This is a genomic window from Limibacillus sp. MBR-115, assembly GCF_040549425.1.
Lineage (GTDB): Bacteria > Pseudomonadota > Alphaproteobacteria > Kiloniellales > CECT-8803 > Limibacillus > Limibacillus halophilus.
In genome coordinates this window covers 336,651-360,253 of the sequence record NZ_JBEPTJ010000001.1, presented here as the reverse complement: position 1 = coordinate 360,253, position 23,603 = coordinate 336,651, and the positions used below count along the sequence as shown (strand labels likewise).

The following is a 23,603-nucleotide window of genomic DNA, read 5'->3' as shown; positions in this document are numbered from 1 at the left end:
CGTTCGTGGAGCAAGTTCAGACGAACTCGGAACTTCGTGACCATCGACTGAATGCCAGGTCGTACCTGCTGCTGGCCATGTTGGCATTGGCTGTTTTCCTGCCCGGGCTTTTCGATCTGCCGCCCATCGATCGCGATGAGGCCCGTTTCGTGCAGGCATCGCGTCAGATGATGGAAAGCGGTGATTACGTCGATATCCGCTTTCAAGAAGAGTCCCGCTACAAAAAGCCGGTTGGTATCTACTGGTTACAAGTCGCCGTTGCTCAGGTTCACGGCGGTGGCGCGGATGCGCCTATTTGGGTGTTCCGATTGGTGTCCCTTACAGGTGCTGTCGCGGCAGTATTGCTGACAGCCTGGGCGGCAGCCGGTCTGTTCGGTGCTCGTGCCGGGTTTTTGGCCGCGCTCCTGCTGCTTGGTTGCCTGTTGCTGGGGGTTGAGGCGCGGCTGGCTAAAACGGATGCGGTCCTATTGGCTTGTGTCGTTCTGGCCCAGGGATCGCTTGCACGGCTTTACCTGGCTGCCAGAAGTGGAGCCGGCATTGGCTATGGAAATGCACTGCTGTTCTGGCTGGCCATGGGTGTCGCTCTTCTTGTAAAGGGACCGATAGCGCCGCTGATTTGTGGATTGACCCTCGTCACCCTGGGGTTGTGGGAGCGTCGCTGGCGATGGATGCTGGCTTTGCGTCCGTTGATTGGAGGGCTGCTCGCATCGGTTATCGTGCTCCCTTGGATGTTGGTGATCTCCCTACAAAGCAGCGGTGCCTTTCTGGAAGAATCGTTGGGCGGCGACCTGCTGGCAAAGCTGTTTCAAGGACAAGAATCCCACGGTGCGCCGCCCGGGTATTACCTGCTCACCTTTTGGATTGCAGCTTGGCCTTTCGGATTTCTGGCACTTGTCGGCCTTCTTGCCGCTTGGCAAAGGCGCAGCGATCCCGCCGTTCGATTTTGCCTCTCATGGCTTTTACCTAGTTGGGTCGTGTTCGAACTGGTGATGACAAAGCTGCCGCATTACACCCTGCCCCTGTACCCAGCGATATTCTTGTTGTTAGCCGGCTATCTCAGAGGAACCATAGCCGCACCGGAAAAAACACGATGGCAGCCGGCCGTGAAGGTTGGGTGGATTCTCCAAGCGGTTTTAAGTTTGTTGCTAATAGCGGCGGTCATTGTCGTGCCGCCGATCGCCGGCGGTGGCTTCAACGGTTGGTCCTTAATGGCCGCAGCTGCCGTAGCGGTGGCCGGGATTCTGAGTTGCGGGCCATTCACGGACCAAGCAAAACTACGTACCCGACCGGAGCGCCGCGTGGGTATTTTATTGGCGGCGGGGTTTCTTTTCTATCTTGGCGCCTATCAGGGAATGCTGCCCAGGATGTCCGCGCTCTGGCTATCTCCGCAGATTGCGCGGGCTGTCGAGTCCTTGCGACCCTGCCCGGACTCTCGCCTCGCGGCGGCGGGCTACACGGAACCGAGCCTGGCAATACTCGTTGGGACGAACACGCTGCTGGGCAGCGCCGAGGCCGCGGCGGCCTATCTGATCGAATCACCGAAATGCGGTATCGCTGTGGTGGAGAGCCGCGCCGAGGCATCCTTCATGGCGGCGCTGGCAAAGAATGGCGCTAACGTCGACGCGCTCACGAGCTTATCGGGCATTAACTATTCCCGTGGGCAGCAAGTTACGCTCACGTTCTACAGGATTCGGCAATGAATTGGCTCGCAATGCAAAAAGGCTTCCGGGTGGCGGGCGGGCGGCAGATGCCTTGGCTGTGGCTTTTAGTCGCGGCTTTTATGATTCTTGTATCTATGGCCTTCCTGGACGCTCCACTAGCCAAATGGCTTTATAATAGGCCGGAGTGGCTGCGCGCAGCGTTTAGCATAGTCAACGGCCTTGGGAAGGCGGATTGGTACCTGTGGCCGGGCGCCTTGGTCGCATTGGCGGCAGGGGCCGCTTGTCTTCGGCAAAGGAAGACGTCTTCACGCCGCTTACTTCGTTGGTTATCAACTGCAGGCGCTTATCTGTTCTTGGCGGTTGCCATCCCAGGTTTGCTGGTCAATTTGATCAAAATCACAGCCGGACGGGCACGGCCAAAACTCTTGACGACGGAAGGGCTTTACGGGTTTGAGCCGTTCAACATTCTGCCCGATTTTCATTCTTTTCCCTCGGGGCACAGCCAGACGGCTTTTTGCGCTGCCCTAGCGTTGGCGGCTTTTTGGCCCAGCGGGCGTCGTGCGTTGCTAATCCTCGCGGGATTCGTGGCGGCTGCGAGGATGGTGTTGGGTGCGCATTTCTTGTCGGATGTCGTAACATCTGCGTTACTCTCCTTCATCATCATTGGCTGGTTGGAAAGACTTTGCCGGGATCAAAAGCTTATCTTCACCACGGGTCGAGAGGGCGAATTGCGCTTGAGAGCTGAGGGTCGTTGGTGGCGCCGCCGGATCAGGAAGGCACTTTGCAAGCAACGATGAGGGGCTTACATCTAGTTCGTAAGAAAAAGCGATCCGCAAAAAGATGGATTCATAGCTAGGGTAGGGACACGGTCGGGAATGAAGCAGAATGACGAACGCCTTCCACTGGGTATAGTTGTCGAGAAACGTAAGGTTGATAACCCCTGGATCGACCACGCCTGGAAACCCGTGGCCGTGGTGGCAGGCGCCGCCGAACAGGATCCGCGCGGACACTGGAAGGAAATGGGTCACGGCGATGGTTGGACTCAATACTTGGCCGGTACGTTGCAAATGGGACTGTTCCGCAAAGAGACTGAGGCCTACAAAGTCAATCTCTCGCAACATCCGCCGAGCGTATTTGTTGTTTTACGGCGGCGTGACGACCCAGCCATGGCGCATGAGTTCTTTCCTTTCTTCGTTACGGCAAGTCCATACGAGGCACAGGATTTCCTTGATGCCGGAGAGGATATTGTCGAACGTGTGCCGATGCCCGATTCCGTCATCGCGTTTGTGGAGACCTTCATTTCCGAATTCCATGTCGAGGAAGAGTTTCATAAGCGCAAGCGAAAGCGTTATGAAGTCGACAAACTGGGTTTCGGCAAGAAGGGGCCAGAAACAATCAATTGATAATAGGGGAACCAGGGTCGCCATATGAGCAAGGATAGCGAAAACGGTTTTCTGCAACGCTGGTCCCGGCGCAAACAGTCCGAGGGGCAATCTGGTTCCGCTGATCAGGAGGCCACGCCTGCGCCGGAAACGCCGTTGCTAACCCCGGAAGAGGAAGAAGCGCGGCGGTTGGAACTGGAAGAGTATGTGAACAATCTTCCCGACCCGGATACCCTGGATTACGAAGCGGACTACACACCTTTTCTGAAGGATGGCGTACCTGAGGAACTGAAAGGCCGTGCTTTGCAGCGCCTGTGGCGCAGTCACCCGACCCTGGCGAACCTTGATGGTTTGATCGAGTACGGTGAGGACTACACGGATGCCGCTATGGTCGGTAAGGCAATTCGGACGATCTACAAAGTAGGCATCGGGATGATATCCGACGAGGATCTGGCGCTAGAAAACCTAGCTAAGCAGCGGAAGGCCGAGGCAGAGATGGCCGCTGCAGGTCCCGCCAGCGAAGATGAGGGGCAGGGGGAAACCGAGCAGCAACCCATGGACTCCGGCGACGAAGATTCCACCACCGCGGAAGATTTGACGGGGGCCGAGGTTGACGGCGATGTTCATGACGACTCCGGCCCTGCGACAAAAGAACCCAAGACCGAGGAGACGAGATCACAAGTTGGCGAGCCAATGAGTGTTCCGGATCAATCGCCTAAAGCCGAAGTAAAGGCGGAAAACAAGCCAGGAACGGCACACTCCCGGCGATGGGGCTTGGGTTAAAGGGGCGATGCTAAAAGCCTAAAATTCCTAAGGACTTTCGCGGGTGCAGCAACGCTTTCGTTTGACATCGTTCGCACCATGACCGTCTAATTAAATCTGCCATTGACCGGACTTAACCCACAGATTTCTTCAGGCGTTAAATCGGTTGAAAGGCCAAAGCGACGAAAGATCGCAAATCACGATGCTTATAGGGGAGGTGCTTCATTTGACGGAGCCATCGTCGACTATCGACATAGCGGAAGAGGATGAGTTGCGAGCTAACCTCTATGTGTTGCTCGGACGAATGCTTGCCTGTGCGCCAGGTTCCGAAACGCTGGAGATGGTCGCTGGGTTGAAGGGCGACGATAGCGAGTTGGGCCAGGCGATTTCGGTCCTGGCGTCGACTGCACGGAACTGCAATCCCAAAATGCTGGAACGAGAGCATTTCGACCTTTTCATAGGGATCGGACACGGCGAACTGACTCCCTACGGTTCCTATTACCTCACGGGCTTCTTGAATGAGAAGCCGCTCGCCAATCTGCGTGAAGACATGGGACGGTTGGGTATTGCGCGCGTCAAGGGCGTGCATGAGCCAGAGGATCATATTGCCGCGCTTTGCGAGATGATGGCCGGTTTGATCAGTGGCGCTTTTGGGGAGCCCCTTCCGCTCGACGAGCAGAGGGCGTTTTTTGATCGGCATATCGGCTGTTGGGCGCCGCGGTTCTTCCAGGACCTGCAGGCAGCCCGTGCGGCTTCCTTCTATATGCCGGTGGGCAAGATTGGACAGATATTCATGGAGATCGAGAGCGAGGCGTTTGCCATGGCGGCTTGAAGCCGGACCCATGGCGGCCTTGGATTGAGGAATTGCGAAGAACCTTTCGGGATATGGGCGTGCCCGAGCGTTGAGACTGAACCACAACTCGCCCTTGGTTCACCAATTTAGAAAGGTGAGCGTATGACCAAGAAAGACGAAAAGGCGATGGATCGCCGCGATTTCTTTCGCAAGGCGGGGCTTGGTGCCGGCGTAGCCGGTGTTGCAGCAGCTAGCCTTACGAAGGGCGCGACGGCCGCCGTTCCGGAGACGCGAAGTGCATCTTCGGTCGGTTATCGTGAAACGGACCACGTAAAGAAGTTTTACGAATTGGCCCGCTTTTAAGAATTAGAACAACCAGACTCTTTAGGAGAGGACGATGCTCACAAGAAAGACGAATGGGGTTGCGACTGGCCCCCGTTTGTCAAAGGCGTTGGCGGCGACCGTCGGCAGTGCCATTGACCGTCGTACCTTCCTGAAGCGATCGGGGCTGACCGTCGGTGGTATCGCCGCGGCCTCGTCCATGTCGTTCGGGATGGTAAAGAAAGCCGAGGCTGCGGAAGCAGGCTCCGGTGAAATCAAGCTGGTGAAATCGGTTTGCACCCACTGCTCTGTGGGCTGCTCTGTGATCGCTGAAGTCAAAGGCGGTGTCTGGATCGGGCAGGAACCCGGTTGGGACAGCCCCTTTAACCTGGGTGCCCATTGCGCAAAAGGCGCTTCAGTGCGCGAGCACGCTCACGGCGAGCGGCGCCTGAAATATCCGGTCAAACTTGTCGATGGCAAGTGGGAACGGCAGTCTTGGGATCAGGCGATCGACGAGATCGGCGGCAAGATTCTGGATATTTGGGGCTCCAGCGGGCCGGACTCGGTCTATTGGCTCGGATCGGCGAAGCACAGCAACGAACAGGCCTACCTGTTCCGTAAGCTCGCCGCCTTTGCTGGAACGAACAACGTCGATCACCAGGCGCGTATCTGCCACTCGACGACGGTGGCCGGTGTCGCGAACACCTGGGGCTACGGCGCCATGTCGAACAGTGTTAACGACATGCACAATTCGCGTGCGATCTTCTTCATCGGCAGCAATCCTGCCGAGGCGCACCCGGTCGCGTTGCAGCACATTTTGAAGACCAAGGAGCAAAATAACGCCCCCTTGATCGTCTGCGATCCACGCTTCACGCGTACCGCAGCGCACGCAGATGAGTTCGTCCGTTTCCGTCCAGGTACGGACGTGGCTTTGATTTGGGGTATTCTCTGGCACGTCTTCCAGAATGGTTGGGAAGACAAGGAGTTCATCCGCCAGCGTGTTTACGGTATGGATGAAATCCGTGCCGAAGTCGCGAAGTGGACCCCAGAGGAAACCGAAAGAGTGACCGGCGTTCCCGGTTCGCAGTTGAAGCGCGTCGCACGGACGCTGGCGAACAACCGGCCGTTCCCGATCGTCTGGTGCATGGGTGGTACCCAGCACTCCAATGGCAACAACAACACACGCGCTTACTGCGTGTTGGGTCTAGCCATGGGAACGATCGGCACCAGTGGTGGTGGCGCCAACATCTTCCGCGGCCACGACAACGTGCAGGGAGCCACCGACCTTGGTGTTCTTTGCAACACCCTGCCGGGATACTACGGCCTAGCAGCCGGGTCCTGGAAGCACTGGGCACGGGTGTGGGAGGTCGATTTCGACTGGTTGTCGGCCAAGTTTGCCTCCAAGGATCTTATGGAAGCCTCCGGCGTTCCAGTGTCACGTTGGTTCGATTTGGCACTCGAAGCCAAGGAGAACATCGAGCAGCCTGATACGCTGAAGGCCATGATCTTCTGGGGCCACGCGCCGAACTCGCAGACTCGTATGCCGGACATGCGCCGGGCGATGAGCAAGCTCGACATGTTGGTGGTGGTCGATCCTTATCCGACCATGACGGCGGTCATGCATGAACGTACGGATGGCGTCTATTTGCTTCCGGCGGCCACGCAGTTCGAGACTTACGGTTCGGTCACGGCCACCAATCGTGCTCTACAGTGGCGTGACAAAATCGTGGAGCCTCTGTTCGAATCGCTTCCCGACCAGACGATCATGTACAAGCTGGCTAAGAAGCTCGGCCTCGCTGACGAGATGTTCAAGAACATCCAAGTCAACGATGACGAGCCGTTGGTCGAAGACCTCACCCGTGAGTTCAACCGCGGTATGTGGACTGTCGGCTACACTGGCCAGTCGCCTGAGCGGCTGAAAATGCACATGGCCAACCAACACACCTTCGATAAGACCAGCCTGCAAGCCAGGGGTGGACCTGCCGATGGTGACTTCTATGGCTTGCCATGGCCGTGCTGGGGTACGCCAGAAATGGGGCATCCGGGCACACCGGTGCTTTACGACACCTCCAAGCCGGTTGCTGAAGGCGGCCTTTGCTTCCGTGCCCGTTTCGGCGTGGAACGCGATGGCGTCAATCTGCTGGCCGAGGGTTCGTATCCCGTGGGATCGGAAATCAAGGACGGCTATCCCGAATTCACCATGGCCATGCTGAAGAAGCTTGGCTGGGATGGCGACTTGACCGCTGATGAAGTCTCGGCGATCGAGGCGGTGGCCGGTGACGACACGAACTGGAAGACCGACCTTTCCGGCGGTATCCAGCGCGTGGCGATCAAGCATGGCTGCGCGCCATACGGTAATGCCAAAGCGCGAACGATCGTGTGGAACTTCCCGGATCCGGTACCGACACACCGCGAACCGCTCTACACGTCGCGTCGTGATCTTGTGGCTGACTATCCGACCTATGAGGACCGCAGGATGTATCGCCTGCCGATCCTTTACAAATCGATCCAGGATCAGGATTTCTCCAAAGATTTCCCGATGATCCTGACATCGGGTCGATTGGTCGAATACGAGGGTGGTGGTGAGGAAACTCGCTCCAATCCGTGGTTGGCAGAACTCCAGCAGGACATGTTCGTGGAGATCAACCCCGTCGACGCCAATAACCTGGGTATCCGGGACGGTGCGATGGTTTGGCTCCATGGTCCTGAAGGCGGCAAGCTGCTGATCAAGGCCCTCGTCACGGATCGTGTCGGTCTCAATACAGCCTTCATGCCCTTCCACTTCGGTGGGCATTGGCAGGGTGAATCCCTCAGGGACAAGTATCCCGCAGGGGCGGATCCCTATGTGTTGGGTGAGGCCAGCAACGCCGCACAGACTTACGGGTATGACTCGGTCACCAATATGCAGGAGACCAAGGCCACCCTCTGTCGGATCGAGCCAGCTTAAGGAGACCTAATCGATGGCACGTATGAAGTTCCTTTGCGACGCTGAGCGCTGTATCGAGTGCAACGCCTGCGTCACCGCGTGCAAGAACGAGCACGAGGTCCCTTGGGGCGTTAACCGTCGGCGGGTGGTCACCATCAATGATGGTAAGCCCGGCGAGCGCTCCATATCGGTCGCCTGCATGCACTGCTCAGACGCACCCTGCATGGCAGTTTGTCCGGTGGACTGCTTCTATCAGTCCGATGAGGGTGTCGTTCTGCACTCCAAAGACCTTTGCATCGGCTGTGGTTACTGCTTCTACGCCTGTCCTTTTGGCGCGCCGCAGTATCCCCAGGCGGGCAACTTCGGAAGCCGAGGCAAGATGGATAAGTGTACCTTCTGCTCCGGCGGTCCTGAGGAGGATAACTCCCAGGCCGAATTCCAGAAGTACGGTCGTAACCGTCTTGCCGAAGGCAAGCTGCCGCTTTGCGCGGAAATGTGCTCCACAAAAGCACTCCTCGCGGGCGACGGCGACCTGGTATCCGACATCTACCGCGAGCGTGTTGTCGCGCGCGGTTTTGGATCGGGTGCTTGGGGCTGGGGCACGGCCTATCAACAGAAGGCCGGCTCCTAGGCGCTTTCCTACTTGGTTTCGCGGCCTCAGCAATGGGGCCGTGGAGCCGGGATAGGGCTAGAGCTAGCGGGGGGTGGCGTGCATTCGCCACCCCCTGTTTGGCCTCGCACTTGCGGGTCTTTGGGAGACGAAATCGCATGTTTAAAGCAAACAGAATACTGCTTGCCCTCAGTTTGATGCTTGTGGGCGGCCTGTTAGGGGCCTGCCGAGAAGAAGAGCAGGACCGCGTGCTCCTCCTTAAACCTGGCGAGTACCAGGGCAAGATGGACGCGCCTCTGACGGCGGAGCAGATGGAAGAGTTGAGAATTCGCCAACGCCAGCAGGGCGCGCTCTGACTGAAGCGAAACTTTAATGGCGGAGCTGCGCTCCGAATTCAATGATCGATGAAGCTGGCTGTAACGGGTGCTTCGAGTGAAGGACTACCCGGAACGCCAAGGATCGAGGGATAACAAAGCCATGACCTTCGTTGCCCAATACAAGCAATTCGCGTCGATGCGCATTTTTGCGCTCGGCCTGTTTTTTCTATTGTCGATGATTTTGCTGCTGGCTGCGGGACCGACACGCGCGCAATCGGATGTGAATCCACCTACCAGCGGCATAGCCAGTAGCCCTGAATTGGTTGAAAAGCCGGTCGGGGGCAATGTGCCTGGCGATGTCTTGGGATCGTCGAGTGACGCGGAGCTTTGGCGTGCCGTTCGCCGGGGCGTGCAGGGAAACGTCTCTATCCCCAACGAACAAGCGGGCGTCCTGATCCAGGCAAACGGCGAGAACTGGCGCAACTTCAGAAACGGCCCTCTTTCGACCTATGGCATATGGGGCCTCATAGGAATCATCGGATTCCTGGCATTGTTCTTTCTGTTGCGCGGTCGCGTCAAAATTCAATCGGGTGAGTCGGGTCAGCTTATCGAGCGCTTCAACGGAATAGAGCGCTTCACGCACTGGATGACAGCGGTTTCATTCATCATCCTAGCCATCACCGGACTAAACGTCCTCTATGGGCGTTATGTGATTCTGCCGGCGCTTGGACCCGATGTGTTTTCGGCGCTGACGATTGCCGGCAAGTACGCCCATAACTTCCTCGCGTTCCCCTTTATGTTGGGCGTGGCAATGATGTTCCTGCTCTGGATCGGGCATAATATCCCGAATCGGCATGATCTGGTCTGGTTGGCCAAGGGCGGCGGTTTCTTCTCGAAGCACAGCCACCCGCCGGCTCGCAAGTTCAACGCAGGGCAGAAGATCATATTCTGGCTTGTGGTGCTGACCGGTTTGACCCTGAGCGTGTCAGGCGTCGCCTTGATGTTCCCGTTCGAGATTTCGCCATGGGGCAAGACTTTTGCGGTTATCAACATGGTTGGTTTTGATTTGCCGACCAATTTGACCGCCATGCAGGAGATGCAGCTTTCGCAGCTTTGGCACTCGGTTGTGGCGCTGTTCATCATCGCTGTAATTTTGGCCCACATTTATATCGGCACGATCGGTATGCAGGGCGCCTTCGATGCGATGGGCAGCGGTAAGGTCGATATCAACTGGGCGAGGGAGCACCATAACCTGTGGGTAGAAGAGCAGCAGCAGAAAGCCAGCTCAGATGCTCATGCACAACCGGCCGAGTGAATAGAACGGCCACTTTGTAGAAGAGGAACGCCGAAGATGCGTCATGTCTTACTTGCCGGTGTGGCGGCTGTTGCTTTCGTGGCAGCCGTAACGCCGGTCCGGGCACAGGTATCTGCGGATCAGGTCCGCCAACAGGTCGCGCAAAATTATGAAGTCGATGTTCTGCGCATCAACGAGGGCGAGCTCGATGGAAAGGCCGTTTGGTTGGTGACCGTCATGAATAGCGGTGGCAACTTCAATGACGCTTTCCAAGTCAATACGCTGGCTATCGATAAAGCCAGCGGCGAATTGGTGCCGTCATATCGAAATTCCGGCAATGAGCAGCGTCTACCGCCAGTCATTGCCGGTGCGGCCAACAGCACCGAAAGTGGCGCACCGCTCAACAAGCCTGCCCGTAGGTAAGCTTGTTCGATAGGGGCATAAGGAGAATCCGGGGGGCAACGAGGGACAATCGCAACCAAGCAGGTGGTTAACCATGGCACAGGCAGTGGATCGACAAATCTACCGTGACTTTGGCACGTGGCTGATTGCGCCTCCTGTTCCTTGTACAGAAGCAGAACTGCATTATGAGGGCACGAAAGCCCGGGGAACGTCAGCCCGGTAGCTAAGAAGCAAGAGCAGTCAAACCAATGATCCACACCTTGAGACCCAGCCTGTTTCTTGCGTCTGTCCTTGCGGTTTTCCTCCTGACAACACCTGAACTGGCCGTTCAAGAATCAAAAGCCGCTTATCTTGAGCATGCTGGCTACGTTCGGTCCGTGGCAGTGTCCGCGGACGGCAAGCGGGTGTTGACCGGCGGTTTCGACTACAGCGCTATTCTTTGGGATCGTAAAACCCAAAAGCCGATCAAGCGGTTTGATGATCACGACGGCGCGGTCAACGCGGTGGCTTTCCTTCCCGACAATCGGACGGCATTGACGGCAGGTGATGACGGTATCATCAGACTCTGGGACTTGGTGAGCGGCGAGGAACTGCGCCGTTATGAGGGGCACGAAGGCAAGATTGCCGATCTGGCCGTTTCTCCGGATGGTGAGCGTTTTGCCTCCGCCGGGTGGGATCGCAGTTTGCGGGTGTGGGCGGTATCGGGCACCGCCGATCCGTTGGTGATCGAAGGCAATAAAAACAACGTCAACAGTGTCGTCTTCTCCGACGATGGCCGTCATATCCTTTCCGGTAGCTACGATGCCAGAGTAAGGTTATGGGATAGCGAGACAGGCGCACTGATCGAAACGTTCGAAGGGCATGAGGTTGGTGTGAACGTCGTGGCCTTCCTGCCGGATGGTCTGCGCGGCATATCGGCTAGCGGAGACGAAACGCTGCGCATCTGGAATTTGGAAACCGGCGCGGAATTGGAAAACTACCATGCTCACGAAGGGCCGGTTTTCGCGCTGGCTGTTTCCCCTTCCGGCCGTCAGGCAGCAACCGCCAGCGTCGATGGGTTGATCCGCATCTGGGATTTAGCGAAAGGCGGAGAAACGCTCTTGCTGGCCGGGCATGATGGTCCGATCTGGGATCTCGCATTCGGCCCGGATGGCGCCTACCTGTTCTCAGTCGGATCTGACGGCAGCTTGCGCGAGTGGGACCTCTATAGCGGCGGCGAAGTGGGGGAAGAGCCAACACGTGAGGCTGACGCCGACCGCTTGCCGCTTCCGGAGCACCCCGGCGCAAAGCAGTTCGGTAAATGTGCTATATGCCACACCCTTGGACCGGACGGGGGCAAACGCGCAGGCCCGACGCTGTACAAAGTCTTTGGCCGTAAAGCAGGTACGGTCGAGGGTTACAACTACTCGCCCGCGCTCGAAAACAGCAGCATTGTCTGGAATGAAGAGACCATCACACAGCTTTTCGCGGATGGCCCTCAGGTTGTAACACCTGGCAGCAAGATGCCGTTGCAAAGACTTAACAGCCCCGAGGAGCTCAATCTTCTCGTGCAGTACCTAAAAGAGGTCACGCAGCCGCAATAGCGGTGGCCCTTTGAGTGATGTTGAGCAAAATCTGATCGCTGTTGCCGACTTGCTCCAAGGCTTCCACGACCTGCTGCCCCCAAAGGGAGGCTAGGTTCATGTAGTCCCGGGCTGCTTTTTGATCGCTATTCGTCGCTTGCAATAACCGACTCTGTGCAAACAGCAGAAGGGGTAGGGGCAGCGGCACGTTTGTCAGGTAGCGGTCGCCCTCTGTTCTTGCCAAGCGGGCCCTGATCGCGGGTCGATCCTCCAGATCAATCCCCCAATGTGCTTTGAGCATCTGATCTGCTCCAGCCAGCGTCTTCCGCAAGTCCGGCCAGTCGCCGCCCGCCAAATGGGCAACGGTCAATTTTGTCAGGAACCCGGCCGAGAAATGCGCATCGTGCGCCATCTCCACGCTTCGCTCCCGGCAATAGGTCAGCAGGCTGTCTTCTGGTGGCTGCAACGATGGCGGTTCTGACGCATCGCGCAGCGATAAGGCAAAGAAATGGCCACGCTTGTCCTGCAATAGGCACGTGGCCGGGAAGCCTGCTCGGGTCAAGAGCGCGGATAGCCCACGCGGACTGAAGACGATCCGGTGCTCGCCGGGTGACAGCGCGCTGAGAAGGACCGACGGAGCAGTATCTCGATTGATCGTGTCTGCGTTGGGCGTGCTTAGGGCCAGTAGGCCTCCTTCTATCAGGCTCTCTCTGGCAGCCTCCAGGAAATCCATGGGCGCGTCGATGTGCTCGATTACCTCCCAGCCCTCGATGCAATCGAAGGGCGCGCCGAGACCTGCGTCCACGTGCGGGAAATAGCCGCGGATCAATGGAAACCCCAAAGCCTCGGCGCTGCGCAGGGCCAACAAACCAGGATCAATTCCTGCGACTTCGCAGGAGAAGGCATGGCTTGCATAGTCCAGGCCAATTCCAAGGCCGCAGCCGATATCGAGCAAACGTTTTGGCGGGGGTCTGCAAACTTGGGTGGAGGCAAAGGTTTGCACAGTAAAGTTTGTGCCGAGTTCGATCATGTGTCGTTGCCCCAGCAATGCGCTTGGGCTCAAAGTCTCGGCCGTTACAGTCCCGGTGGCAGCGCTGTTTTGTTGCGGGGATTTACTGCCTGGAATGTCAGAAATCACCGCTATGGAGCTACAGGTCGTGCAATGGTGGTAATCACGGATCGTGCCATATTGCGGGCTGATCAATCGGACAAAGAAGGGCATCGAACTTCGCTCGCCGCAGGCGAGACAGCGCAAAAAAGTGTTTGGTCGATGGTCCCAATCAATCGTGAACATTGGACGTCACACTTCGCCAGAATGCGCTATCTGGCACAGTGGCAATCCGGTTCCGGGCAATCCTGTGGTGTTCATCCCGAGCCCCCCGTAATCCTTGTGGATTTTTTCTTTTCGCGGCATATCTATAACATAATGCGCAACCCGAGGGGGAATTGACGTGAAAGCATTTATTGCAGGTACGACCGTAGCGATACTGCTGGCTATCGGCTCAGCCTTCGTATTGGACTCGCTGCAGCTTAGCAGCGGCAATGTTTACACGACCGAGAACGTCCGCAGATAGTTTCAAACCCTCGACGCGTTGTTGAGCACTAGCGGGATTCCTCCAACAAGGCGACGATATCGTCTGCCCCAATCATCTCGGCGGCCTCGATAGCCGTCCAGCCGTCCTTGGCTTCGGTGTCAATTTTTGCGCCGCTGGCAAGCAAACGTTGAACAATATCTATCGCGCCAACATTCGCGGCTAGCATGAGCGCCGTGTTGCCGGTGCTACCATCCGCTAGGTTGGGGTCAGCATTTGCCTGCAGCAGCAGTTCCAGGGCCTCCAGCTGCCTTGCACGCGCCGCCTCCAATAAAGCCGGGCGCCCCTCACGGGCCAGAAGGTTGGGGTCAGCGCCCAGGATCAAAAGAGTCGCCACAGCCGATGTTGCGCCCCAATAGGCTGCTTCGCCCAAAGGCGAAGCTCCATCGACCGCCGTGGCATCCAGATCTAAACCCTTCGCCGCCATCCGCTCGAGCAAGGCCGTACTGTTGGCCAGGGCGGCCAGATGCACGGCGCTGTAACCATCCTTGCGTCGCACGGATAGGTTCGCTCCAGCCTCAACCAGAATATCGAATGCCGGAACATTTCCACGAGAAGCTGCGGCCAGGATTGCCGTCGTGCCGTCGCTTGCCTTCGCCTCCAGATCAGCGCCGCGGGCCAAGAGTTCTGGAATGATGGCCAGCGAAAGCGGATCAAAAGCAGCATCGATGAGGGGTGTGTTGTCGTTCCGCCGGTCTCGAATATGCAGGTTGGCGCCGGCATTCAAAAGCGCAACGACCGCGCGTTTGTTTCCTCTCTGCGACGCCAGATGCAGAGGGGCCCTCCCGAAATCGCGGTCCAGCGCCTCAAGATCGGCGCCCGCCGCTGCCAGTACGCGAATCACATCGGCGGCACCTTGTGTTGCAGCGATATGGATCGGCCTCCGTCCGCTCGCGTCCTCGGCTTCTATCTCAGCACCATTCTCGATGGCAAAGTCCGCAAGCTCGGCGTTGTTTTCCACGGCTGCGACAAAAAGCCCCTCGGTCGCCGGCGAAAGTGTCTGGCCCTGCACAGGCCAAGGTAACAACAAAATAAAAGCAAAAAGGGGCCCCGTCAGATGACGAAGCCCCCTGTGGTGAACATCCCGGGTCGAAACTCTATTGTGCAGCAACACTTTGCCTCGCGGGTTCAACTCTGGCGGCGCAGAACTTGAACTCGGGGATTTTACCGTACGGATCAAGCTGCGGGTTTGTCAGAATGTTAGCCGCCGCTTCGGTGAAGCAGAAGGGGATAAATACCATCCCGTCTGGCACATCCCGATCAGTACGCAGGATCAACTCGATCTCGCCACGCCGCGTGGCCACCTTCACACGGTCGCCCGGCTGAAGGCCGATGCGGGCGATTTCCCTGGGGTTGACGGCAGCAATCGCCTCCGGCTCCAGGTTATTGAGTTTGCTCGCCCGGCGGGTCATGGCGCCGGTATGCCAATGCTCCAACAATCGCCCTGTCGTAAGGACCCAAGGATAGGTCTCGTCGGGTAACTCGTCCGGCGGCAAGACCTGTGCGGCGACCAGCTTGCCGCGCCCGTTGGCGGTCGGGAAGCCGTCGCCGAAGATAATCTCGTTGCCCGGCTTATCCTCGGCGTCGCAGGGGTAGGTTACGCAGTCCTCGCGCTCCAACCGTTCCCAGGTGATGTTGTCGAGAGAACGCATAATCTTCTTCATCTCGGCGAAGATATCGGCCGGGCCGCCGTAAGACCAATCCAGTCCTATGCGTTTGCCGATCTCGGCGGTGATCCACCAATCCTGTCGTGTCTCTCCCGGCAAAGGGACAGCAGGGCGTGCCATTTGAATCTGCCGATTGGTGTTCGTGAAGGTTCCCTGCTTCTCCGCATGAGCGGAGGCGGGCAGGACGACATCCGCGTACCAGGCGGTTTCGGTAAGGAAGATGTCCTGGACCACAAGATGCTCAAGTTTCGCAAGAGCTTGTCTTGCGTGCTGTTGGTCCGGGTCGGACATGGCGGGGTTTTCGCCCATGATGTACATGGCCGCGATTTCATTATCATGAATGGCATCGATGATCTCGACGACGGTCAGACCTTTGTTCGGGTCCAGTTCGCGCCCCCAGAATTCCTCATAGAGTTTGCGGACCTCGGCGTCTGCAACGGACTTGTAGTCCGGGTAGACCAAGGGAATAAGCCCCGCATCGGAAGCGCCTTGAACGTTGTTCTGTCCGCGCAGCGGATGCAGGCCAGTCCCTGGACGACCGATCTGGCCGGTCGTCAGAGCCAAGGCGATCAGGCAACGCGCATTGTCGGTGCCGTGGGTGTGTTGGGATACGCCCATGCCCCAGAAAATAAGCGAGCTCTCTGACCGTGCATAAGTTCGCGCGACCTCGCGGATCATATTGGCGGGGATACCGCAAACCTCTTCCATCTTGTCCGGGTCAAACTGCAGCACGCTCCGCTTAAGCTCTTCGAAGCCCTCGGTATGGGCTTGAACGTACTGCTGGTCATAGAGCTCTTCCGTAACAATGACGTGCAGCATTGCATTGAGCAGGGCCACGTCGGTTCCCGGCTTGAACTGGAGCATGTGCGTTGCGTAGCGCGACAGGTTCTGCTTGCGGGGATCCATGACGATCAGCTTCGCGCCGCGCTTGGCCGCTTGCTTCAGATAAGTGGCTGCAACCGGATGATTCTGCGCTGGGCGCGCGCCAATCACGATGATGCATTCAGCATCGGCGGCGGCGGCGAAAGGCGCTGTGACCGCGCCGGAACCGATGCCTTCCATCAAGGCAGCAACCGACGAGGCATGGCAGAGCCGCGTGCAGTGATCGACGTTGTTCGTTCCAAAACCCTGGCGGATCAGTTTTTGGAAGAGGTAGGCCTCTTCGTTCGATCCCTTTGCCGAGCCGAAACCGGCGATGCCCTTGGGTCCGCGCGCATCATGAACCTTTTTCAATCCCGCCGCGGCATGGTCCAATGCTTCCTCCCATGTGGCTTCCCGGAAGTGAGTCCAGGGGTTGGCGGGATCAAGCGGTGCATCCCAAATCTTGGGCGCGTCATCGCGGCGAATCATCGGTTTGGTAAGCCGGTGCGGATGGTAAATATAATCGAACCCGAAGCGGCCCTTTACGCAAAGACGCTGCTCGTTCGCGGGGCCATCGCGGCCGTCGATTTGGACGATCTTGTCATCCTTCACATGGACCGTGGTCTGGCAGCCGACACCACAATAAGGGCAAAGGGTATCGACGGTGCGGTCGGCGAAGACGTCGCGAACGCCTGCGTCGTTCAGCAAGCTGGATTCCATCAGGGCGCCGGTCGGACAGGCCTGTACGCACTCGCCGCAGGCAACACAGGTCGAATCGCCCATGGGGTCGTCGAAATCAAAGACGATCTTCGCCTCAGCGCCGCGATAAGCCATTCCGATCACGTCGTTAACCTGTACTTCCCGGCAGGCACGTACACAAAGATTGCAGTGGATACAGGCATCCAGATTAACCGTCATCGCCGTATGGCTGCGATCCGTCGCCAGCTTTTCCCGGGAGGGATAACGGCTGGTGTCGAGGTCTATCTTGTCGACCCAATTCCAGAACTTGCTGTCAGGGTCGTGGGCTTCTTCACGGACGGGTTGGTCAGCCAGCAACAACTCGAAAACGGCCTTGCGGGCCGACTTTGCGCGTTCACTGGCGGTCATAACCTTCATGCCGGGCGCAGGCTTGCGGATACAGGAGGCCGCCAAAACGCGCTCGCCGTCGATTTCAACCATGCAGGCTCGGCAGTTGCCATCGGCGCGATATCCGGGCTCGGGCGCGTAGCAGAGATGAGGAATTTCCTCACCCTGGCGTTGGGCAACCTGCCAGATGGTTTCGTCGGGCGAAGCCGTGACCTCGGCGCCGTTCATTTCGAACGTGATTGATTGGTCGGCCATGATCTCAGACCTCCTCGGGGAAATATTTCAGGGCGCAGGCGAGTGGGTTCGGCGCTGCCTGTCCCAGCCCACAGATCGATGCGTCGCGCATCGCTCGGTTCAGATCTTCAAGCAGCGGCTTGTCCCAGACCGTTTCCTCCATCAAGGCGACAGCCTTTTCCGTTCCAACACGGCAGGGCGTGCATTGGCCGCAGGATTCCTCCTTGAAGAACCGCATGAGGTTGAGCACGGCTTCGCGAATGGAATCCTTGTCAGAAAGGACAACGACGGCCGCGGAGCCGATGAAGCAACCGTGCTCCTCCAAGGTTCCGAAATCGAGTGGGATATCGGACATACTGGCCGGAAGAATACCGCCGGATGCACCACCCGGCAGATAAGCCTTAAAGCTATGTCCGTCGGCCATGCCGCCGCAGTACTCGTCGATCAACTCTTTGATGGTGATCCCGGCGGGGGCTAGCTTGACCCCGGGTTCTGCGACTCGGCCCGATACCGAGAACGAGCGCAATCCCTTCCTGCCATGGCGGCCTTGGCCGGAGAACCAATCGGCTCCCTTTTCGACGATCTCGCGCACCCAGTACACCGTTTCCACATTGTGGTTGAGGGTCGGGCGGTCGAAAAGGCCAACCTGGGCGATATAAGGGGGGCGGTGGCGGGGTAGTCCGCGCTTTCCTTCTATAGACTCAATCATCGCGGATTCTTCGCCGCAGATGTAGGCACCTGCGCCGCGCCGAATTTCCAGAGGGCAATGGACGCTCAGGCCCTCGGCTTCCAGCTTGGCGATCTCGCGCTTGAGGATGGCAATGGCGCCTGGATACTCATCGCGCATGTAAATGTAAGCCTTCTCGCACCCTACCGCCCAGGCGGCTATCAAGGTGCCTTCCAGGAAACGGTGCGGATCCTGCTCCAGATAAACGCGGTCCTTAAAAGTGCCTGGCTCACCTTCATCACCATTGATGGTCATCAAACGCGGGCCGGGTTGATCGCGTACGATCGACCACTTGCGACCCGCCGGGAAGCCGGCGCCCCCCAAGCCGCGCAAATTGGAATCGCTCAGAATCGTAATAATCTCGTCGGCACTGCGCTCGCCTTTAAGGCAGGCGCGCAGCAGATCGTAGCCGCCCTCAGCTTGGTAGGCGGCTAGCTCCTTGTAGTCTGCGATCACCGGGTGGGTGTCCTTGGTCGCGACCGCCGCGGCGATGGTCTCTGTTGTCGCTGCGTCGATATGGCGGTGCCCGACTTCCGCTGTCGGCGCACAGGCGCAACGCCCCATGCAAGGGGCCGGCAGCACACGCACCCCAGGTCCAAGAATCTCAGGCAGTTCCTGAAGGAGCGCCTTTGCGCCCATCATCTCGCAGGTAATGCTGTCGCATACACGAACCGTGATAGGGGGTGGCGCTTCTTCGCCGTCCAGGACGATATCGAAGTGGGCGTAGAACGATGCGACTTCGTACACCTCCGCCATCGGTATTCCCATGGCCTGGCCGAGCGCCTGCAGATGACCGGCTGAAAGGCTGCCATAGGAATCCTGAATCAGATGCAGATACTCAATCAGTCGGTCCCGGCGCAAGGCTTCCCCATCAAGCAGGGCCTGCACGTCCTGCAAGGCTTTATCATCAAGCTGGCGTCCCTTCGTGAACGCCGGCGAGCGCCTGCGTCCCGAGGCCGGGGGAATGCTGCGGTCGATACCGCCTCCAAGTGTCGCGTCATCCATGGGTTTTCTTCTCTTCTTTAACTCGTGCGTAGGGTAGCAGCCCCGTTGTCGGATTAGAAATCTTCCGGGTCCACAAGGATCAATGCCACTTGCTGGCAATCTATCAACAATTTACCCGCATTCTCGAAATTCACCGTTACCCGGCTGCCTATGACTGATTGCACTTGCCCAATACCCCAATCCGGTTGCTCCGGGTGTGTGACAAGGCTGCCGGGTGTCAAATCCATCTCAAAATATCCTGGGCATGGCGTCAGCTCCTGTTAGTCTATAATTAGGAGACGGCGCGATAACATGCCCTCATGCGACAGCAGCGGCTTGCGAAGCGACAAGCGGTTGCCGGGCGGTATGTTTACGTCTGAGTTTGGAGAGGGGGAAAGCTAAGAAATGATTGCATCCTTACGGGTTGCCGAATTGCTTTGTGCGCGGTTATGCCATGAATTGGTCAATCCGATAGGGGCATGCAACAACGGATTGGAAATGCTTGGTGGCGCTTCGCCGGACCTTATGGAAGAGGCGGCGCAACTGGCCATCGACAGTGCCGATTCGGCAGCCCGGATTTTGCAATTTTTTCGTCTGGCCTATGGGACCGCTGTTGAGCGTGCGGGCCCGGGTGGCACAGACCTGAAAAGCCATGTGGAGAACTACTTCAAGGGGCACCGCATCAGTTTGAACTGGTCCGACGAGACCTACAACGACCCGATGTCCTCCAATTCAACCAAGCTCCTGCTCAACTTGTTGGTCGTAGCTGAGGAAAGTTTGCCGCGTGGCGGTTCACTGACCGTGGAGGTTCTGGCCGCCGAGAGTCGCCATCAGGTCGCGATCCTGGCAATTGGTGAAGGCGCCAGGGTCCGACCGGAAGCGCGTGACGGTTTGAATCGGGACCTGCCGGATTCGGAGCTTACGACTCGCAATATCCAAAGCGTGTTTTGTCGTCTTCTTGCCGCGGAATGCGGCGCCGATGTTTCGGTGGATGATCAGGAAGAGGGCTGTGTCGTCTTTTCGCTCGATGTCGGCAAGGACGTGTTTTCGCAGCCCTGATCGGACCCTGTCGGCGTTTCTCCAATCACCTATCACATTCGCGCGAATCGATCGCAGCATAACGGGCCTCTCATTCCTGATTGGCTTGACGAATGATAATCATTCGCATAAAACATCAACGGCGGATGATAATCATTCGCAATAATTTGCCTGACCGCGGCAAAAGACCGTCGTCGACATCAAGGAAGGACAGCATGACCTATTCTCGCTTTTATAGTCTCGGATCGAACGATAGATTTTTGAGGAATCTCCACCGATCCAAGGTGCGGCGCGCAACCACCGGCGCCGTGGCCGCTTTGGCAGTTGCCGCCGGTTCGATCCTCGCGGGTTGGACCTTGGGTGCGAGCGAGGCCAGGGCTTCCGAGGAGCAGGTCGTAAACCTTTATAGTTCCCGCCACTACCAGACCGATGAGGCGCTCTATGCGGAATTCACGGCGGCAACGGGTATCAAGGTCAATCGGATTGAGGCCGATGGCGATGCGCTGATCGAGCGGATGAAAAGCGAAGGCGTCAATAGCCCGGCTGATGTTGTCATGACCGTGGACGCTGGGCGCCTATGGCGCGCGGAGGAAGCGGGGCTGTTCCAGTCGGCCGAAAGCACGTTGTTGGACCAGAAGATCCCGGCCAACCTACGCCATCCTGACGGTCTGTGGTTCGGGTTTTCCTCGCGCGCGCGCCTCATTGTCTACAACAAGGATCTCGTAGACCCCACGGGTTTGGATAGCTACGAGGACCTAGCTGATCCCAAATGGAAGGGTCTGGTCTGCATTCGTTCCAGTTCGAACATCTACAATCTCTCACTGCTTGGTTCGATCATTGCGGCTGACGGTGAAGAAAAGGCTGAAGCCTGGGCCAAAGGCGTCGTCGCTAATTTTGCCCGCGATCCACAGGGCGGCGACACAGACCAGCTCCGTGCTGCGGCCTCGGGCGAGTGTGGAATCGCGGTCGCCAATAGCTATTACCTCGTACGCTTGTTGCGTTCTGATAAAAGCGAGGATCAGGAGGTCGGTGCGGCACTCGGTGTGATTTTCCCCAATCAGGACGGTCGTGGCACCCACGTCAACGTATCCGGGGCGGGGGTTGCAAAGCATGCGCCGCATAAGGAAGCTGCGATCAAATTCCTGGAGTATCTGGCAAGCGACAGCGCTCAGCAGTACTTCGCTGACGGAAACAACGAGTATCCGGTTGTCGATGGCGTCGCCGCCAATGCGGCGGTAGCCGCACTAGGGTCGTTCAAGATCGATACCGTCAACGTGTCGGTCCTCGGCAAGAATCAGCCGCTTGCGCAGATGATCTTCGACCGCGCAGGGTGGAAATAGGTATTGCCTGTCGGATCCGTGTTGAAAGTCTGATCTTCCGGATCCCATGACTAACCCCGCTTCTGATGCCAGGAGCGGGGTTTTTTCGTTCAACAAGAACCGATAGCCCGGTTAGGCGCCATTGTGTCCGGGGCGAGAGCGCGCTATGGCGCGGGTCAACAAGATAACCGGCAGCGTTCCAACGGCGACAATGGTCAAGGCCGACGTCGATGCTTCGGTAAGACGCTCGTCGGATGCGAGATTATAGGCCTGGACCGCAAGCGTGTCGAAATTGAAAGGCCGCATGACCAGAGTGGCCGGCAACTCCTTCATGACATCGACAAATACGACCAAGGCCGCGCTGAGCAGCCCCCCTCGTATGATAGGAGCATGGATACGGCGCAGCGTGCCTAGCGGTCCTTCACCTAGGCTGCGGGCCGCATCGTCCATGCTGGGCCGGACTTTTAGCAAACTGGCCTCTACGCTGTTCATGGATACCGCCATGAAGCGCACAAGATAGGCAAATACCAGCGCAGCGAGGGTTCCGGTCAACAGGAGACCACTACCGAACCCGAAATAGCGGGTCAAGAGAGCGTCCAGCCAGTTGTCAAAGCGTGCAAAGGGGATGAGGACGCCGACGGCGATGATGGTTCCGGGAATGGCATAGCCCAGGCTGGCAAGTCGAGCCGCAGCGCGGGTAACAGCTGTCGGCGCCAAGCGCACGGCATAAGCCATGAGCAGCGCCAATCCGACGGCAAGCAGCGCGGTCAGACCGGCCAGAGTGAAGGAATTGCCGACGAGCTCGAAGAACCGTGGACCAAACTGTTGGTCGCCCGCTTCGACGCTCATTTTTATGAGTATGACGGCAGGGAGCAGGAAGCCCAAAAACAGCGGCAGGAAGCAGGCGGTAAAGGCAGCGACGCGGCGCCAGCCCTTCAGACGATATCCCGGAAGTTCTTGATAGCGCGTCGTGGCTTGGTGGTATCGCCGCTTGCCGCGGCTGGTCTGCTCCAGCAGCAGGACCATGAACACCAACCCCAGAAGCACCGCCGACAGCTGTGCCGCTGCAGTTCTGTCGCCCAAAGAAAACCAAGCGCGCACGACGCCCGTCGTAAAGGTCTGGACGCCAAAAAAGGCGACGGTGCCGAAGTCGGCTAAGGTCTCCATCAGTGCCAGGGCAAGGCCGCCGACAATCGCCGGGCGCGCCAATGGTAGCGCCACGCGCCTGAAGCTGCTCCAGGGACCGCACCCCAAAGTGCGGCTGACCTCCAGAGCGCAAACCGACTGCTCCATGAATGCGCTTCTCGCCATGATGTAAACGTATGGATATAGGACCAATGACAACATCGCGATGGCACCCCCCAGGGAGCGGACCTGCGGAAACCAATAGTCCCTGGCGGTCCAGCCCGTGAATTCCCTCAGGATTTCCTGGACCGGGCCGGAGTATTGCAGGAAGTCCGTATAGGTGTAGGCCATGACATATGCCGGGACGGCCATCGGCAGAACCAGTGCCCATTCGAAAATCTTTCGGCCGGGAAATCGGCAGAGTGTGACGAGCCAAGCCGTGGAAACGCCCATCAACAGGGTTCCGCATCCCACGCCAAGCACGAGCCACAGGCTGTTGAGAAGGTAGGTAGTCAACACCGTGGAAGCGAGGTGATGCCAAACATCGCCGGCAGGCTCTAAAACCGACCGAAGGATGCTGAATGTCGGGATCAAAAACAGCAGCGCAATGAGCCCGGCAGTAAGAATCAGCCAACGTCCGCCCCTGCCGTGGACGGTCAGGTGCAGCCAGCCACGCGGGGGACGAGAGCTTGATTGCTGTGCATCGATTGAAGCCAAAGCGCTATCGGTGTCCTTGCCGGGGTGCGGGATGTCCGCAGGAACGATGCCTGCGTAAACCGTTTCCTTAACTAGCCACGATTGCGAAGCTTTCGCAACTCCCGCTTTTAGGTGTGCCTGCGACAAAAAAAAGCGCTCCCCGAAGAGAGCGCGATTTCCTGCTACATCGTCCTATTGGCGCCAGCTCGGTCCAGGTCTCGAGCAAGCGGCCAAAATCGACGAT

General features: G+C 58.0%; 21 protein-coding genes. 15 read left to right on the top strand and 6 right to left on the bottom strand.

Annotated elements, in window-relative coordinates:
- The first annotated feature begins 5 nt into the window (after positions 1 to 5).
- The 12 genes from ABIE63_RS01690 (at position 6) to ABIE63_RS01635 (ending at position 12,051) form a co-directional block, all read left to right on the top strand.
- Positions 6 to 1,700 carry a glycosyltransferase family 39 protein gene (locus tag ABIE63_RS01690; RefSeq protein WP_354502282.1) on the top strand — a complete coding sequence of 565 codons (1,695 nt, stop codon included), beginning with the start codon at positions 6 to 8 and terminating at the stop codon, positions 1,698 to 1,700.
- Entirely contained in the window at positions 1,697 to 2,458 is a 762-nt protein-coding gene (locus ABIE63_RS01685; RefSeq protein WP_354502279.1) for a phosphatase PAP2 family protein, read from the top strand. Before ABIE63_RS01690 ends, ABIE63_RS01685 begins: the two co-directional genes overlap by 4 nt.
- Before the next feature lie 78 nt (positions 2,459 to 2,536).
- Positions 2,537 to 3,064: a DUF3305 domain-containing protein gene (locus tag ABIE63_RS01680; RefSeq protein WP_354502276.1), complete on the top strand. Its 528-nt coding sequence runs from the start codon at positions 2,537 to 2,539 to the stop codon at positions 3,062 to 3,064.
- 24 nt (positions 3,065 to 3,088) lie between these two features.
- Positions 3,089 to 3,826, top strand: a complete 738-nt coding sequence (locus tag ABIE63_RS01675) for a DUF3306 domain-containing protein (RefSeq protein ID WP_354502273.1) — start codon at positions 3,089 to 3,091, stop codon at positions 3,824 to 3,826.
- A 205-nt stretch (positions 3,827 to 4,031) separates the two neighbouring features.
- Positions 4,032 to 4,637, top strand: a complete 606-nt coding sequence (locus tag ABIE63_RS01670) for a molecular chaperone TorD family protein (protein ID WP_354502270.1) — start codon at positions 4,032 to 4,034, stop codon at positions 4,635 to 4,637.
- Positions 4,638 to 4,760: 123 nt separating this feature from the next.
- On the top strand, positions 4,761 to 4,961 hold the full coding sequence (locus tag ABIE63_RS01665; RefSeq protein ID WP_183415484.1) for a formate dehydrogenase: 201 nt from the start codon (positions 4,761 to 4,763) through the stop codon (positions 4,959 to 4,961).
- Between the two features lie 34 nt (positions 4,962 to 4,995).
- Positions 4,996 to 7,866, top strand: coding sequence for a formate dehydrogenase subunit alpha (locus ABIE63_RS01660; RefSeq protein ID WP_183415483.1), 2,871 nt, complete (start codon positions 4,996 to 4,998; stop codon positions 7,864 to 7,866).
- Positions 7,867 to 7,879: 13 nt separating this feature from the next.
- A complete protein-coding gene (fdh3B, locus tag ABIE63_RS01655; protein WP_183415482.1) occupies positions 7,880 to 8,476 on the top strand; it encodes a formate dehydrogenase FDH3 subunit beta in 597 nt (198 codons plus the stop codon).
- Positions 8,477 to 8,613: 137 nt separating this feature from the next.
- The gene (locus ABIE63_RS01650; protein ID WP_183415481.1) at positions 8,614 to 8,811 is read left to right on the top strand and encodes a hypothetical protein; all 198 of its coding nucleotides are present in this window, start codon (positions 8,614 to 8,616) and stop codon (positions 8,809 to 8,811) included.
- Between the two features lie 121 nt (positions 8,812 to 8,932).
- A complete protein-coding gene (locus ABIE63_RS01645) occupies positions 8,933 to 10,087 on the top strand; it encodes a formate dehydrogenase subunit gamma (RefSeq protein WP_354502266.1) in 1,155 nt (384 codons plus the stop codon).
- 36 nt (positions 10,088 to 10,123) lie between these two features.
- Positions 10,124 to 10,489, top strand: a complete 366-nt coding sequence (locus ABIE63_RS01640) for a PepSY domain-containing protein (protein WP_183415480.1) — start codon at positions 10,124 to 10,126, stop codon at positions 10,487 to 10,489.
- A gap of 227 nt (positions 10,490 to 10,716) precedes the next feature.
- A complete protein-coding gene (locus tag ABIE63_RS01635) occupies positions 10,717 to 12,051 on the top strand; it encodes a c-type cytochrome (protein WP_354502262.1) in 1,335 nt (444 codons plus the stop codon).
- On the opposite strand, the gene ABIE63_RS01630 is transcribed toward ABIE63_RS01635, so the two are convergent.
- Positions 12,035 to 13,252 (bottom strand): class I SAM-dependent methyltransferase, encoded by a 1,218-nt coding sequence (locus ABIE63_RS01630; protein ID WP_354502259.1) that lies wholly within the window; start codon positions 13,250 to 13,252, stop codon positions 12,035 to 12,037. The genes ABIE63_RS01635 and ABIE63_RS01630 overlap by 17 nt on opposite strands.
- 229 nt (positions 13,253 to 13,481) lie before the next feature.
- On the opposite strand from ABIE63_RS01630, the gene ABIE63_RS01625 reads away from it, so the two are divergent.
- Complete coding sequence (locus ABIE63_RS01625) at positions 13,482 to 13,604, top strand: hypothetical protein (RefSeq protein WP_281369915.1); 123 nt, start codon at positions 13,482 to 13,484, stop codon at positions 13,602 to 13,604.
- Between the two features lie 28 nt (positions 13,605 to 13,632).
- On the opposite strand, the gene ABIE63_RS01620 is transcribed toward ABIE63_RS01625, so the two are convergent.
- From ABIE63_RS01620 to ABIE63_RS01605, 4 genes are all read right to left on the bottom strand, one after another.
- Positions 13,633 to 14,634 carry an ankyrin repeat domain-containing protein gene (locus ABIE63_RS01620; RefSeq protein WP_354502256.1) on the bottom strand — a complete coding sequence of 334 codons (1,002 nt, stop codon included), beginning with the start codon at positions 14,632 to 14,634 and terminating at the stop codon, positions 13,633 to 13,635.
- Between the two features lie 85 nt (positions 14,635 to 14,719).
- Positions 14,720 to 17,491, bottom strand: coding sequence for a formate dehydrogenase subunit alpha (gene fdhF, locus ABIE63_RS01615; protein ID WP_354502253.1), 2,772 nt, complete (start codon positions 17,489 to 17,491; stop codon positions 14,720 to 14,722).
- A 4-nt stretch (positions 17,492 to 17,495) separates the two neighbouring features.
- Positions 17,496 to 19,202: an NADH-ubiquinone oxidoreductase-F iron-sulfur binding region domain-containing protein gene (locus tag ABIE63_RS01610; RefSeq protein ID WP_354502250.1), complete on the bottom strand. Its 1,707-nt coding sequence runs from the start codon at positions 19,200 to 19,202 to the stop codon at positions 17,496 to 17,498.
- 53 nt (positions 19,203 to 19,255) lie between these two features.
- Positions 19,256 to 19,429 carry a DUF3553 domain-containing protein gene (locus tag ABIE63_RS01605; RefSeq protein ID WP_354502247.1) on the bottom strand — a complete coding sequence of 58 codons (174 nt, stop codon included), beginning with the start codon at positions 19,427 to 19,429 and terminating at the stop codon, positions 19,256 to 19,258.
- A gap of 157 nt (positions 19,430 to 19,586) precedes the next feature.
- Here ABIE63_RS01605 and ABIE63_RS01600 point away from each other — a divergent pair, with 157 nt between their 5' ends.
- Complete coding sequence (locus ABIE63_RS01600) at positions 19,587 to 20,240, top strand: histidine phosphotransferase family protein (protein ID WP_354502244.1); 654 nt, start codon at positions 19,587 to 19,589, stop codon at positions 20,238 to 20,240.
- A gap of 194 nt (positions 20,241 to 20,434) precedes the next feature.
- Positions 20,435 to 21,559, top strand: a complete 1,125-nt coding sequence (locus ABIE63_RS01595) for a Fe(3+) ABC transporter substrate-binding protein (protein ID WP_354502241.1) — start codon at positions 20,435 to 20,437, stop codon at positions 21,557 to 21,559.
- A gap of 111 nt (positions 21,560 to 21,670) precedes the next feature.
- Here ABIE63_RS01595 and ABIE63_RS01590 read toward each other — a convergent pair whose 3' ends face one another.
- Complete coding sequence (locus ABIE63_RS01590; protein ID WP_354502238.1) at positions 21,671 to 23,506, bottom strand: iron ABC transporter permease; 1,836 nt, start codon at positions 23,504 to 23,506, stop codon at positions 21,671 to 21,673.
- Positions 23,507 to 23,603: the final 97 nt, after the last annotated feature.